Source organism: Acinetobacter sp. YH16042 (genome assembly GCF_013417245.1).
In the GTDB taxonomy this organism is placed as follows: domain Bacteria; phylum Pseudomonadota; class Gammaproteobacteria; order Pseudomonadales; family Moraxellaceae; genus Acinetobacter; species Acinetobacter amyesii.
In genome coordinates this window covers 1-13,712 of sequence record NZ_VPEJ01000009.1, presented here as the reverse complement: position 1 = coordinate 13,712, position 13,712 = coordinate 1, and the positions used below count along the sequence as shown (strand labels likewise).

Genomic DNA, 13,712 nt, shown 5'->3' with positions numbered 1-13,712 from the left:
GTTTGAATACTATAGGGATTTAACATGCAAAGTTCAATTTAAGTCTAGAGCACATATACCGCCTTATTTCAAATATCCTTGTCCAAAACCGTAGACCTGCTTAGGCTATTCAACAGCTTAGAATAAAAAAGCCCACTCAAACTGAATAGGCTTTTTTTAAGTTAAATTGAATTATGAACTGGATTTCTGTTCATGTTCTCTCAATAGTTTGGCGACCCAAACCACTAAAATTAAAATCGGAATACCAATTAGAGTTGTCATCAAGAAAAAGTTTGGATAACCGATATTGGTCACAATCGTACCTGAGTAACCGCCTAAAATTTTAGGGGTTAAGGTCATTAATGAACTAAAGATGGCATATTGAACAGCTGTGAAAGAAACACTGGTTAAGCTCGATAAAAATGCAATAAATGCCGCACCAGCAAGACCAGAAGCCAAGTTATCAACAATAATCGCAAAATACAGCCACAGCGAACTATAAGGCTTAATGACCTTACCTTTGATGTCCACATTCTGTTCAGCACTTGCTAAGTTAATCGGTTGAATATCAACACCAAGCACACCCGCCATATTGGCCGATGTATTCACTTGATATGCTAAATCGACACTCTTTTTCACCACATCATTTTCTAGTAGTTGAGCCGTTAATGTTTTTTGCTTTGCTGTTTCGAGCGCTTGACCTGGAATTGCAGCACTAAAAACACCAGTTTTATCAAGCTTCGCGTCGAATGGTTTAGCATCCAAAATAATTTGAATTTTTTGACTTTCTTTTAACTCGCCTGCCAAGTATTGTCCACGGACCACGATACTATTTGCAGTCTCTTGAGCTGAAATCATGTTATCTGAAGTCACTGGCAGCAACATCATTGCTGAGTTTGAAAAAGCATTATTCAAATACGGCAAACTCACCTGTACTGGATGTTGATTCTTAGACTGATAATCCGCACTGACTTTAATATTTTGATCTGCAGCCAAGACTGCTTTTGGAATTTGAACTGCCCAAGCACCCGTGTCATCCGGCGTCGCTGTATATTGCTGCCCTGCTACATTTACAATGACATCGCTTAATGGCTGACCTGATTTGACCAGACCGATAAAAATCAAGTTTGTTGAACTTGCTAAAATCGCACCAACAAACATCAATTTCATAATGTTCATGCGCTGCGCTAGCAAACCGCCAAGGAAGCCGCCAACCAAGCTAAAAATCACACCATAGACTTTTACAGCTTCAGCAATCTGCTCTTTGGTGAAGTTTAAATCTTGATAAAACACATTAGAAATGACGCCGGCGATAATATCGGAAATACGGTAAAAACCAATAAGTAACAACAGCACTAAAGCCAGTTTTAGACCATAACGCTTAAAGAAATCTGCAACTGGATTAACCCAAGTTTCAAATGCCATCTGCTTATTTACAGCACCTGATTTCACTAAAACTGAACCGATACCAAAAGCAACCACAGCTGAACCAATAAAGCGCACAGCCTCTAAACAGAACAAGGTAAATGAATCTGAAATTTGCCACTGCTCTTTCAAACTTTCAACCGCTACACCTGAATAGATATAACTCAAGACAAAGGCAACCACGGCAGCAAAGAATACAGCGACTAAACGATAATAGTCGGTCCGTTTATAATGCTTTTGTACACGGTCAACCTGCGGCTCACGTATCGATAAAGTTGTGATAATACCGATAGCCATCACAGCAGCCATTGCAAGGTAAGTATATTTCCAAGCTTCATAAATATAGTTACCTTTGGCCGTGCCTAAATATGCAGCCAAAAATAACGCCCCTGCACCTGCCACGATCATGCCGATACGATAACCTGCATTATAGGTCGAAGCTAAAACGGTCTGCATTTCAGTTTCAGCCAACTCAATACGATAAGCATCAATCACAATGTCTTGCGTTGCGGCAGAAAAACCTAGTAATACGGCTCCAGCAGCCATTTGGTAAATATAGCTTTGTCCTAAAGCTGGGTCTGAAAATGCCATGATACAAATTGCACAGATAATGAGAACTTGAGCGATCAACAACCATGCACGGCGCCGTCCGAGTTGTTTGGTTAAAAATGGCACAGGTAACTCATCAATTAATGGCGCCCAAACAAACTTAAACGAATAGCCAAGCGCTGCCCAACTAAAAAAAGTCACTGCACTTTTATCAATTCCTGCTTCACCTAACCAAAGCGATAAACTGGAAAAGATCAGTAAAATTGGGATACCGGCCGAAAAGCCAAGAAAAAGCATAATCAGCGCACGTCGGTCTAAAAATGCAGTAAAAGCAGATTTCCATCCTGAAGCTTGTGTTGTCATGACTCAGTTATTTTTGTCAAAATCGAATGTTGCTATTCAAGCGCTTAATGACAACGGTTTCAACAACATTTATGAAATCATTGTTTTATTTTATCGATATTTCGCATGCTGTTGCTTGATCTTTGGCATTAAACCTGTATACCTTAATTACATATCTCTATTCTTTAGTTTTTTGGATTCAACAGTGACCCAGCGACTTGAACAAATTCACTCTTCTTTATCAACCACCATTAATGAAACCAACACAAAAAACTTAGCAGAAACAGTAACGACACTAAAGAGTGCTTTTGATCAACCCGAAATACAGAATACTTTAACTAAAACCCAGTTGCAGCCGCTTCAGCTGACGCATACGCCTGAGCTTAAAAAAATACCGACGTCTACCAAGCGGATCAAACCACTCAATGACTTTTTAGGACAAGATCGTGCCCGTGCTTCGGTTGAAGCTGGCATTGCATTGCCCTATTCAGGCTATAACATTTTTGCTGTAGGTACCGCAGGCTTAGGTAAGCGCACCATGATTAAGCGCTTATTACAACAACACGCTAAAAATATGCCAACGCCTTCAGACTGGGTGTATGTCAATAATTTCAAGTTTCCGCGTGAACCGATTGCGCTGAAACTTCCTTCTGGTCAAGCGACAAAATTCCAAACGTTATTACATCAAAGTTGGCAAACTATATTAAAACAGCTTGAACGTCGCTTCACCGCAGAAACCTATCACAATCGCATTGAAATGATTCGCCAACATGCTGGTGATGAACAACATCTTGCTTTAGTTGAATTAACCCGAGAAGGTGAAGAGCTCGATCTTAAACTGATTTCTCAGGATGATGATCATTGTTTCGTTCCCGTGCATTTGGTCGATAACAAATACCAAGAAATGTCCAAAGAAGACATCAATGCACTAAGCAGTAAACAACGAGCTGAAATTGCGTCAAACGTCCGTTATATGGATAAAAAACTTGAACGCCTTGGTCTACATCTTGGTGATCTTGAAGATGACGCACGCGATAAAGTTCAGGTTTTAAACCGTGAAATTGCTAAACAAGTCGTCATGCCGCGTATTGATGTAATTCAAAATAAATTCAGCATGGTTGAAGGCTTGGAAGATTATCTGAAGCAATATGCAGATGACATCATTCAAAATGTTGAGTTTGTGCTTGAGCAAGAAGAAGATGACTTTACACCTGGCCTATTTAACCGCGTGCCATCTCGCTACCAAGCTAACATTATCGCCACACACAAACCAAATGCTGGTGCGCCAGTTATTTTTGAAGATTTCCCAACCCATTACAATTTGCTAGGTCATGTCGAACAACTGACCCAAAATGGCACCATCACCACAGACTTTACGTTAATCCGTCCTGGTGCATTGCATAAGGCCAATGGTGGATTCCTCATCTTGGAAGCTGAACAACTTTTAGAGCAGCCTTATGCATGGCAAGGTCTAAAACGTGCATTAAAGTCAGGACATTTAAAGCTATCTTCACTTGAACATATGCTTACATTGACAGGCAGTATTTCGATTGAGCCTGAAGCTATTGATTTAAATATCAAAGTGATCCTGCTTGCTGAACCTGATATTTATTACGATATTTTAGAACTCGAACCAGAACTGGGCAGTGTCTTTAAAATTCGTGCCGATTTTACCGATACATTACAACGTAATGACATTAATGAGCAGGCATATATGCAGCTAATTGCTGATTATGTGCAAACAGACAAACTTCTGCCGTTTGACCGTACAGCACTTGCTGCACTGTTAACTGATTCAAGTCGTCAAGCTGAAGATCAAAGCTCTTTGTCATTACATGCCCTCACCTTAGGTGATTTGATTCGTGAAGCACATCATCATGCAGCACTTGCTGGCGATAAAATGGTGACAGAAACACATATCAACACCGCTCTTGATCATCGTAAATACCGTCTAGGCTACTTACGTGAATTATATTGGCAAGATCTCAGTCGCGGTACACAGTTAATCGAAACCAAAGGTCATCGATTCGGGCAGATTAACGCCCTCTCTGTGATTCAATATGCTGATGTTGAATTTGGTTTACCGTCACGTTTAACGGCTTCGGTTTATCAAGGTGGCGGCGATATTTTAGATATCGAGCGTAGTGTAGAACTCGGTGGTTCTCTGCATGCCAAAGGCGTCCTGCTGATGTCGAGTTTCTTAAAGGCACACTTTGGTCGTGAACAAATTTTACATTTTTCTGCTGCCCTTGCCTTTGAGCAAAGCTATGGCCAAGTAGATGGCGACAGCGCAACTGTTGCAGAGCTTTCAGCTCTTATTTCCGCTATTAGCCAATTACCGATCGATCAATCATGGGCAATCACTGGCTCAATGAACCAATTGGGTCAAGTTCAACCGATTGGTGGTGTAAATGCCAAGATTGAAGGCTTCTATGATGCATGTAAATTACAAGGGCTAACAGGCAAGCAAGGTGTGATTATTCCACGCCAAAATATGCAGCACTTAATGTTACGCAAAGATGTGATTGAAGCTGTGCAACAAGGTCAATTCCATATTCACGCCATAGATACCATTGACCAAGCTCTAGAAATTTTGATGGCGCGTCCAGTAGGCACTCTTGATAAAAAAGGTCGTTATAGCAAAGGCTCAATCTACGCTGCTGTCATGGAGCAACTTGAATACTGGCAAGCGATTGAAGATGGTGCTGAGTTTGAGGAAGAAGAGCCAAAGAAAAAGAAAAAAAAGAAGAAGTCAAAAAAGGACAAAGATAAAAAGGCAAAGAAGTCTGAAGCTCAAGACAGTACTGCTAAAAATGGGACTCCTGAAAACGAGCAACGTGTTGAAGAAAGTCCGACTGAAGACAATCCGTCATAAATCTTCGATGAGTTTATTCATTTGTTGATTTTTCCACCATTCATTACACTTTAAATGCCTTTGAAATGGTGGAAAACGCATAAACTCCGATTTTTTTGATAATTAAGTCATAAAAAAAGCGCCTTAAAGGCGCTATTTTTATCTGTATCCAATGATTAAAATCATCAAATACACATCCAATTAAGCTTCAGGAGCTGGGCTATATTGTTCAACTAAAGGTTGTAATTCACCTTTTTGGAACATATCAAGCATAATGTCGCTACCACCAATCAATTCACCATTGATCCATAATTGTGGGAAAGTCGGCCAGTTTGCAATTTGTGGAAGAGTTGCGCGAATATCTTGATTTTCAAGAATATTTACATAAGCAAATGGACGACCAATTTGACTGAGCGCTTCTACTGCACGCGCAGAGAAACCACACTGTGGAAACTGTGGAGTGCCTTTCATGTAAAGTAGAACTGCGTGTTTAGCAATTTGGTCACGAATTAACGCTTCTGTATCGCGTGCTTGTTCAGTCATTGATATATCCTCAATAAATCTGCTTCGCATTATACCCAAAACTGAGTAAAACAATATGACTAAAGCAATATTTCACGTTTTATTTACATTTCAGCTTTTCAAGTGAGTCATATTTTGCTTATATAGACCTCTTGATGCTCATATATATATGGCGTCTCCTCTATATTATTTCAATCACCTGACAAATTAGAGTTAGTCATGAATAACATTACCCTTGCCCCAGTACAAACTGATCAACCATCGCACTTGATGCCAGTATTTGGCCGCCAACCGATCAGCTTTGTCCGAGGTCAAGGTGCTCACCTGTATACCGCAGATGGCACAGAATACTTAGACGCACTGACAGGGATAGCTGTTTGTGGTTTAGGTCACTCACATCCTGCAATTACAGCTGCAATTGCTGAACAGGCAGCGACCCTCATTCATACCAGTAACTTATTTGAAGTGCCTTGGCAAACGGCTGCTGCGCAAAAATTAGCTGAAGTTGCGGGTATGGAAGAAGTTTTCTTCTCAAATAGTGGTGCAGAATCAAATGAAGGTGCAATCAAAATTGCACGTAAATTTGGTCATATGCAAGGTGTTGCAAGCCCTAAAATTATCGTTGCTGATCATTCTTTCCATGGTCGTACCATGGCAACCTTATCTGCAACAGGTAACAAAAAAGTTCAAGAAGGCTTTGGCCCATTGGTTGAAGGTTTTATCCGTGTACCTTTCGGTGATATTGAAGCAATTGAAGAAGCTGCAATTCACCACCCAGACATCGTAGCGATTTTGGTTGAGCCGATCCAAGGCGAAGGTGGCGTCAACACTGCTCCTCAAGGTTTTAGCTATTTAGAAGATATTCGTCGTATCTGTAACCAACACAACTGGTTAATGATGCTTGATGAAGTGCAAACAGGTAACGGCCGTACTGGTAAATACTTTGCATATCAACACACCAATATTATTCCTGACGTGCTAACTACAGCTAAAGGTCTGGGTAATGGCTTCCCTATCGGCGCAGTCATGACTCAAGGTCGTGGTGTTGGCATTTTAACAGCGGGTAACCACGGTTCAACTTATAGCGGTACAGCATTAGGTTCACGTGTGGTTTATACCGTGATTGATACCATTCAAAAAGAAAACCTTGTTGAAAATGCTGCAAATATGGGGGCGTATCTTGTTGAGCAATTCACAGAGCAACTTTCAGAGCAAAACGTGACTGTTCGTGGTTTTGGTTTGATGGTCGGTATTGAATTACCAAAAGCATGTGGCGAACTTGTGAATATTGCTCGTGATGAGCATCACTTGATTATTAACGTAACAGCAGGCTCAGTGATTCGTTTATTGCCTACGCTGAATATCAATAAAGAACAAGCGGATATCTTGATTGAACGCATTGTTAAAATGGTGAAAAACTTTCTAGCGTAATTTGTGCCGAAAGTAAAAAAAGCCGCTGATTGCGGCTTTTTTTATATCTTTTTAAACCTTTTTTGTTTTTATGAGGCTTCTTGGTATACACGTCCGCCTGGTAATTGACTGAAATACAATTTTAATGCATCTAGGCAACGATGAATCTTGGTAGGCTGTTGATCACGTTTAGACATCACAGCATATAGAGTGAATGATGGTAAGCGCCATTCTGGTAAAACTTCAACAAGAGAACCGTTTAATAAGTCTTTTTGCGTATCTAGATATAATATTCTTGCAATGCCATGTCCTTGTTGGCACATTGCTTTTGCAGCAAATACATTATTTGTTGTAAATCGGGAATGCACATCCAATGCAACATGCTCTTTCGTCACTGCATTTTCAAATGCAAAATGCTGAAAGTTTTTAACCAAATTTATTTGAACCATATCATGATTTTGTAAATCTTCTGGTCGTGTAATTAAACTGGTTTGGTTGATATAGCTTGGTGCAGCAACGAGAACTTGTTCAACATGTGCCAATGGCACCACATGAAACTGTTGATCATCAATTTTTGAACTCATGCGTAGCGCAATATCAATGCGTCCATCAATTAAGTCAATATATTGATTATCTGCTTCTAGATGAACGGATAAACCACGATGTGCCGACATCCAATGTGACAATGCAGGAATCACATGATTCGCACAAAGTTCTGGTGTTGATGCAATACGTAATTCACCGACTAAGTCGTCACGAAGTTCATTGATACGAATTTTGCCGCGCTCTGCGGCAGATAGCATCTCTTGGCAACTATGAAAAAAAGCTTGTCCAGCTTCTGTCAAACTCAACTTACGTGTTGAACGATGTAAAAGAATGACTTCCATATCCTGCTCTAGTGAGCGGATTTGCTGACTCACGGCACTCGTGGTAATACCTAACTCACGAGCAGCACCGCTAAACGAATTTTTTTCCACAACGCAAGCAAAGACACCCATTGCTCGAAGTTGATCTAACATAAATTTCCCTCATAAACTTATGAGAAGCTTCATCTTTTGATAAAAGCAACTCATTGTATTATACGGGGATATTTTGCTTTTGCATTATATATTTAATTATTTGGTAAAACTGCAGTTGGATTGATTGGTTTACCATCTAAACGCACCTGAAACTCAAGCATCGTACGGTTTGTACCCGATGAACCCATCTCACCAATTTGCTGCCCTGCTTTCACAGTATCACCACTTTTGACATTCATTTTACTGTTATGTGCATATGCGGTGATATAGCCATTAATATGCTTCACCAAAATTAAATTGCCGTACTCTTTAAGACCATCGGCGGCATAGACCACTTGACCATCAGCTGCTGCAAAAATAGGATCACCTGTATTACCTGCGTAACGTGTTCCTTTCACATTCGATGCTAAATTATAGCCTTGTAATACCGTAGGACGCGATACTGGACTCACCCAACGTAAACTTGAAGAACTGACCACTGGCGTTGGAACTGTAGTTCGCGTCACTGTCGATGGAGTGGTTGAAGCTTGAGTCACGGGCGCTGTTTGCGTTGGCATTGCAATCGTTTGGCGTTGAATTGGTGCCGCTTGAGTCATGGCTTGCGTAGACGTTGTACGACGTGAGCCGCCATTTTTAAGGCGAATGGATTGTCCAACATAGATGCGATAAGGCTGCGCAATATCGTTCATTTCTGCAATGCTGACATAGCTCAAACCATAGCGAGCGGCAATGCCACTTAAAGTATCTCCCGAACGAACTGTATAATAATCCGGAGCAGTCGCATAACGGGTCGCATTATTAATTTGTGGTTTTGACGCACAGCCAGTCATGACCAAAGTCGTAACAACCGCAGCAGATAAAACAAGGGTCTTAAATAATGCTGCAGGAGCGGTAATAACGCGATATTGTGACACCAGGGACATCATCTTCCTCACTAATAATTCAAATATAGTCATTATGAATGGGCTAAGATTAGCAAAAATCCACTCTAAAAAAGTTGCGGCATAACCATTTTCACAAAGTTATAACATTAATACTTAAGATTTAGATAACTCTGAGTGCAAGTTATTCAAAATCTCATAGTTTGTAGCATCCATTTGTATAGGCGTTACACTGACATAACCATTTGCCACGGCAAAGAAATCTGACTCGATATCGGTTAAGCCTTTTTTAGGCTCTGCCACAGCCTCACCTGCCAAGCCAATCCAATAGACTTGACGACCACGCGGGTCTACATGACTGGTAATCGGTTTGGACTGTAAACGTCGCCCTTGATAGGTCACTTTAGTGCCTTGAAGTTCAGCGACATCTGGAATATTGATATTAAAAATATGTCGTGCAGGTAGCGCAGGTAAGCCATTGGCAATAAAGTCATGCACCCATTGTGCAGCTACGGCATAATCTTCAGGGTTGTTATAACTACGCACATTCGGCCCAGCCAAAGACACGGCTAGCGCAGGTTGTTTCATTAGACGACCTTCAAATGCGGCACCGACCGTCCCTGAATACAGCACATCATCACCCAGATTTGCGCCGCTATTGATCCCACTCACCACCAAATCAAATTCAAAATCGAACAGACCATTCATTGATAAATACACACAGTCCGCAGGTGTGCCATTTACCGCCCACATATTTGGTGCAATTTCGACAGGTCGTAATGGTCGATCTAAAGTCAGTGCACTTGAAAAACCACTGCGTTCACTTTCAGGTGCAACAATCACCACACGACCGAGAGGACGCAATGCATGTGCTAAAGCTTGGATACCGGGAGCAAAAACGCCATCATCATTGGCAATTAATATATTCACAACTAAATTTCCATTACTAAAAAATTAAAAATGACTCGCAAGAACATTTTATTGAAATATATGAATAATTATATATATTTACATTTCAACATCCAGCATAAATGTGTGTGTACAAAATGAATAAAACCGTAGCACTTCGTGGTTTATTGGGCTTTGCTCTAGCAGCTTGCATGACTCAAACTGTGGTCGCAGACAATGACTTCACTCAAGAAGAAGCCAATACCATCGTAAAAGAAGACATTGCATCTGCACAAGTCATGTTAGAAGTATGCCCTGCGATTATTGGTCAAAATGCAAAATTTGATGCCAACATTCAAGCACTCACTAAAACATATCTTGCTGATTATTCTGATAAATCAATGACTTTAGAAAAACTACAGTCTGACAGCGAATATAAATCAGTTCTTGAAGAAGCACGTCAAGCTGCTAAAGAAACTGATAAAGCTGAACAAAAATCAGTTTGTGATGACGTTTTAAATTATGAAGGTTAATTGATCATTCAGATTTGGACGCCCTCTCAATAGGTTAGTCCTAATTGCATCAAACCTGCCAAAAAAGGATGACGCTTTATAGCCTCATCCTTTTTTCTTTCACAATGTATTGATTTTTAAACAGCTTCAATACAATTTTCTACTGATCTCTACCCAAAATATGATTAAGCTAGGCAAATAAATGTTAGCTATTTGATATCTTTTAAGTTATTTCACAGGTTATTTAAATGAAAAACTCTTTTGTAAAATCTCTTTGTGCCCTTAGCCTTTCTGCTTTTGCGTTCACTACCATGTCTGCACATGCCGCAGATGAAAAAATTGAAGTGACACCTACACCTCAAGTGACCAGTCAAGAACTTGCAGCTATTTATGTACTTTCTGAAGTCTGTCCAAAACTGGTGAATGACAAAGATCAGCCGAAGTTTGAAGCGGGTTATGCAAAATTAGCCAAAGAATATATGCCGAATGAAAAGTACCCTGTAAATGCTTTACAACAGCTCAGCAAACAAAAAAGTTTTAAAGAAGCTTTAAAAGAAGCGCAGTCTGATGCGAAGAAAGCTGGTGACAAGAAAAATGGTGCGATTTGCAAAGAATTGACTGCTTACAGCAAATAATACCAATTGGTTACAATACTTTTAAAATAAGCGCTTGCACCCCATAGCAGTCCGCCTAGCTTTGTCCTAAAATGCTAGGCTCTTTGTGCTTATACCTAAGTTATTGGAACCACCCAGAATGACCCGAAAAACCGCCCTTGCCGCATTACTACTTGCACCTAGTTTTTCATTCGCGGCAACTGTCCTTTCTGCACCACCTGAATTAAATAATAAATCTTATGTGCTGATGGACTATGAGACAGGGCAAATCCTTGCTTCTAAAAATGAAAACGAAAAATTAGCTCCTGCTTCAATGACAAAAATGATGACCAGTTACATCATTGAGCAAAAGTTATTAAGCGGTGAACTAACTGAAAATGAAAAAGTACGTATGAATGAGTCGGCTTGGTGTCGCGGCAGCAGCACTGAGTCATGTATGTACGTTCCGCTCAACGGTACTGCAACTGCATTAGAAATGTTACGTGGCATTATCATTCAGTCGGGTAATGACGCTTCTAAAGCTATGGCAGAACATATTGCTGGCAATGAAGGCACCTTTGCCCACATGATGAACCAAGAAGCGAAACGTATTGGCATGGTGAATACTCAATTCATCAATGCGACAGGTATGCCAGCTGAAGGTCATTTCTCGACTGCCAAAGATATGGCGACTCTTGCGCAACATATCATTCATGACAGTTCAAAATACTATCCGATCTACTCTGAAAAAGAATTTACGTTCAATGGCATTAAGCAAGGCAACCGTAATGCCCTGCTTTATACTGACCCAAGTGTAGATGGTTTAAAAACTGGTCATACTGAAGAAGCTGGCTACTGCTTAACGACTTCAGCTAAACGTGGTCCTTTACGTTTAATTTCAGTGATCTTTGGTGCGCCAAGCATGAACGAACGTGCATCTCAAACACGTGAAATTTTAGCTTGGGGTTATGCAAACTTTGAAACTGTAAAAGTTCAACCTGCTAAACAAGTGCTTGCAAAAGCAAAAGTTTGGTACGGTAAAGACAATGAAGTTCAAGTAGGTCTAGCTGAAAACTTTAACGTGACGATGCCTAAAGGCGAAGCGAACGCCATTAAAACTCAATTGGTTGTTCAACCTAAATTGACTGCTCCTTTAAAACAAGGTCAAGTGGTTGGTAAATACGTTGCAACGCTCAATGGTAAAGTCATTGCTGAAAAACCACTTGTTGCTCTACAAAATGTAGAAGAAGCTGGTTTCTTTGCAAAAATGATTGATCACATCAAGCAATTCTTTAGCAACTTATTCTAAGTTTGATGAAAACTCGATATTAAGACTAAAGTGAAAGCATCTAGATTTCGGTCTAGGTGCTTTTTTATTTTATACTGCCTAAAAACCTGTAGATGACTTTCCTATGAGCCAAAACATTCGCCCTTATTTAGACACTGCCCCACGTATTGATGACTCTTGCTATATCGATGAAATGTCCGTGGTGATTGGCGATGTTGTATTGGCTGAAAATGTCTCGGTATGGCCATTTGCGGTGATTCGTGGTGATGTAAACCATATTCGTATTGGTAAAAACTCTAATGTGCAAGATCACTCAATGTTGCATGTGAGTCATAAAAAAGCCGATAAACCTGAAGGTTCTCCACTGATTATTGGTGAGGATGTGACGATTGGTCATCATGTGAAATTACATGGTTGTACCATTGGTAATCGTGTTTTAGTCGGTATAGGTACGATTATTTTAGATGATGTAATTGTTGAAGATGATGTGATGATAGGCGCTGGTTCACTTGTTCCACCCAATAAAGTTCTAGAAAGTGGTTATTTATATGTCGGTAGTCCTGTTAAAAAAGTCCGCCCACTGACGGATAAAGAAAAAGCATTTTTACCGTATTCAGCGCAAAATTATGTGAAGGTTGCGGGGAATTATAAATAAAATAAATTTTGCATAAGATGTTTTATATAAATATAACTAATACATGTAACTGCCAGGCCTTGATAAGAAAATTAGTAACACTTTACGGTCTTTGCAACATCTTAGCTTAAATTCGATCAACTATTTCCAAAGTACGAAATAATATATTTTGGAAACAGTTGACGAGAATTTATATAAAATATTAAGCAGATTGGTTTATAGTATTATCTCTTAAATTTTTCTGCTTGACAGTTTCTTGAATTTCAGCAATCAGCTTTTCTTTAAATCGTTGCGATTTAGCTGTTTTATTATTCCCTCCATTCTCTAAGTACAACCTCCTAGTTATAGCAATAGCTTCCGACATATTTTCTAAAACGGAATCTTCATCAACTTTATCAATGCTATTTATATTTGGCTTGTGATTTTCAACAGTTAAACAAATTGAAGCATATAAAATATGAAATTTAATATCTGAGCTCTGATTGGACTCTAATCCCTCAATGTTTCTGTATAGCTCTTCAATTTTTTTACCAATGTGGCTTACTAAATAAAAAACATTTAATGGAGTATGTTCTGAGTATAGTAAATTATAAGAACTTTCATCATCTAATAATGATGATGGTCTTGCTCGAGCATAGTCTGGTTTTTGCATTAGTACAGAAATCAAACATTGGGACATAAAAGGGATACTAAGTTGTCATTAAAAAGTAAACATGTATTCTTTTCCGAATTGGTTTGATACTTTCTCCACCCATTGCTCTATTTTATCAGCTGTCATGACTTGAAAATCTCGCCAATAATATTTCATCTGCTTCC

Annotated in this window: 12 protein-coding genes and 1 pseudogene; 6 read left to right on the top strand and 7 right to left on the bottom strand. The window is 39.7% G+C overall.

The annotated features are described in order from the left end of the window. Window positions 1–171: 171 nt before the first annotated feature. Window positions 172–2,316, bottom strand: a complete 2,145-nt coding sequence (locus tag FTV37_RS08330) for an MFS transporter (protein ID WP_180063513.1) — start codon at window positions 2,314–2,316, stop codon at window positions 172–174. A 205-nt stretch (window positions 2,317–2,521) separates the two neighbouring features. Here FTV37_RS08330 and FTV37_RS08325 point away from each other — a divergent pair, with 205 nt between their 5' ends. Next, window positions 2,522–5,170: a Lon protease family protein gene (locus tag FTV37_RS08325; protein ID WP_373683567.1), complete on the top strand. Its 2,649-nt coding sequence runs from the start codon at window positions 2,522–2,524 to the stop codon at window positions 5,168–5,170. 180 nt (window positions 5,171–5,350) lie between these two features. On the opposite strand, the gene grxD is transcribed toward FTV37_RS08325, so the two are convergent. Next, window positions 5,351–5,692, bottom strand: coding sequence for a Grx4 family monothiol glutaredoxin (gene grxD / locus FTV37_RS08320; protein WP_067762767.1), 342 nt, complete (start codon window positions 5,690–5,692; stop codon window positions 5,351–5,353). Between the two features lie 198 nt (window positions 5,693–5,890). On the opposite strand from grxD, the gene FTV37_RS08315 reads away from it, so the two are divergent. After that, window positions 5,891–7,102, top strand: a complete 1,212-nt coding sequence (locus tag FTV37_RS08315) for an aspartate aminotransferase family protein (protein WP_180063511.1) — start codon at window positions 5,891–5,893, stop codon at window positions 7,100–7,102. Between the two features lie 68 nt (window positions 7,103–7,170). Here FTV37_RS08315 and FTV37_RS08310 read toward each other — a convergent pair whose 3' ends face one another. The 3 genes from FTV37_RS08310 to surE form a co-directional block, all read right to left on the bottom strand. Next, a complete protein-coding gene (locus FTV37_RS08310) occupies window positions 7,171–8,100 on the bottom strand; it encodes a LysR family transcriptional regulator (RefSeq protein WP_180063510.1) in 930 nt (309 codons plus the stop codon). Window positions 8,101–8,192: 92 nt separating this feature from the next. Further along, window positions 8,193–9,023 carry a peptidoglycan DD-metalloendopeptidase family protein gene (locus tag FTV37_RS08305; RefSeq protein ID WP_180063556.1) on the bottom strand — a complete coding sequence of 277 codons (831 nt, stop codon included), beginning with the start codon at window positions 9,021–9,023 and terminating at the stop codon, window positions 8,193–8,195. 114 nt (window positions 9,024–9,137) lie between these two features. Continuing rightward, window positions 9,138–9,911, bottom strand: coding sequence for a 5'/3'-nucleotidase SurE (surE, locus tag FTV37_RS08300; RefSeq protein ID WP_180063509.1), 774 nt, complete (start codon window positions 9,909–9,911; stop codon window positions 9,138–9,140). Window positions 9,912–10,027: 116 nt separating this feature from the next. Here surE and FTV37_RS08295 point away from each other — a divergent pair, with 116 nt between their 5' ends. The 4 genes from FTV37_RS08295 (at window position 10,028) to FTV37_RS08280 (ending at window position 12,917) form a co-directional block, all read left to right on the top strand. Then, window positions 10,028–10,402 (top strand): MCR_0457 family protein, encoded by a 375-nt coding sequence (locus FTV37_RS08295; RefSeq protein ID WP_168377836.1) that lies wholly within the window; start codon window positions 10,028–10,030, stop codon window positions 10,400–10,402. Window positions 10,403–10,629: 227 nt separating this feature from the next. Beyond that, a complete protein-coding gene (locus tag FTV37_RS08290) occupies window positions 10,630–11,016 on the top strand; it encodes an MCR_0457 family protein (protein WP_180063508.1) in 387 nt (128 codons plus the stop codon). Between the two features lie 118 nt (window positions 11,017–11,134). Then, window positions 11,135–12,283 (top strand): D-alanyl-D-alanine carboxypeptidase PBP5/6, encoded by a 1,149-nt coding sequence (gene dacC / locus FTV37_RS08285; protein ID WP_078191838.1) that lies wholly within the window; start codon window positions 11,135–11,137, stop codon window positions 12,281–12,283. Window positions 12,284–12,386: 103 nt separating this feature from the next. After that, the gene (locus tag FTV37_RS08280) at window positions 12,387–12,917 is read left to right on the top strand and encodes a gamma carbonic anhydrase family protein (protein ID WP_180063507.1); all 531 of its coding nucleotides are present in this window, start codon (window positions 12,387–12,389) and stop codon (window positions 12,915–12,917) included. A gap of 181 nt (window positions 12,918–13,098) precedes the next feature. Here the strand turns inward: FTV37_RS08280 and FTV37_RS08275 are convergent, their stop codons facing one another. Together FTV37_RS08275 and FTV37_RS08270 are read right to left on the bottom strand one after the other, a co-directional pair. Then, the gene (locus FTV37_RS08275) at window positions 13,099–13,548 is read right to left on the bottom strand and encodes a hypothetical protein (RefSeq protein WP_180022920.1); all 450 of its coding nucleotides are present in this window, start codon (window positions 13,546–13,548) and stop codon (window positions 13,099–13,101) included. A 48-nt stretch (window positions 13,549–13,596) separates the two neighbouring features. Beyond that, a pseudogene (locus tag FTV37_RS08270) lies at window positions 13,597–13,712 on the bottom strand (transposase); the annotation flags it as partial.

Bases quoted from the DNA above. Each gene is read 5' to 3' on its own strand.
- FTV37_RS08290 (WP_180063508.1), top strand. From the start codon at position 10,630: ATGAAAAACTCTTTTGTAAAATCTCTTTGTGCCCTTAGCCTTTCTGCT.
- FTV37_RS08330 (WP_180063513.1), bottom strand. From the start codon at position 2,316: ATGACAACACAAGCTTCAGGATGGAAATCTGCTTTTACTGCATTTTTA.
- FTV37_RS08275 (WP_180022920.1), bottom strand. From the start codon at position 13,548: ATGCAAAAACCAGACTATGCTCGAGCAAGACCATCATCATTATTAGAT.
- dacC (WP_078191838.1), top strand. From the start codon at position 11,135: ATGACCCGAAAAACCGCCCTTGCCGCATTACTACTTGCACCTAGTTTT.
- FTV37_RS08310 (WP_180063510.1), bottom strand. From the start codon at position 8,100: ATGTTAGATCAACTTCGAGCAATGGGTGTCTTTGCTTGCGTTGTGGAA.
- FTV37_RS08280 (WP_180063507.1), top strand. From the start codon at position 12,387: ATGAGCCAAAACATTCGCCCTTATTTAGACACTGCCCCACGTATTGAT.
- FTV37_RS08305 (WP_180063556.1), bottom strand. From the start codon at position 9,023: ATGTCCCTGGTGTCACAATATCGCGTTATTACCGCTCCTGCAGCATTA.
- grxD (WP_067762767.1), bottom strand. From the start codon at position 5,692: ATGACTGAACAAGCACGCGATACAGAAGCGTTAATTCGTGACCAAATT.
- FTV37_RS08295 (WP_168377836.1), top strand. From the start codon at position 10,028: ATGAATAAAACCGTAGCACTTCGTGGTTTATTGGGCTTTGCTCTAGCA.
- FTV37_RS08315 (WP_180063511.1), top strand. From the start codon at position 5,891: ATGAATAACATTACCCTTGCCCCAGTACAAACTGATCAACCATCGCAC.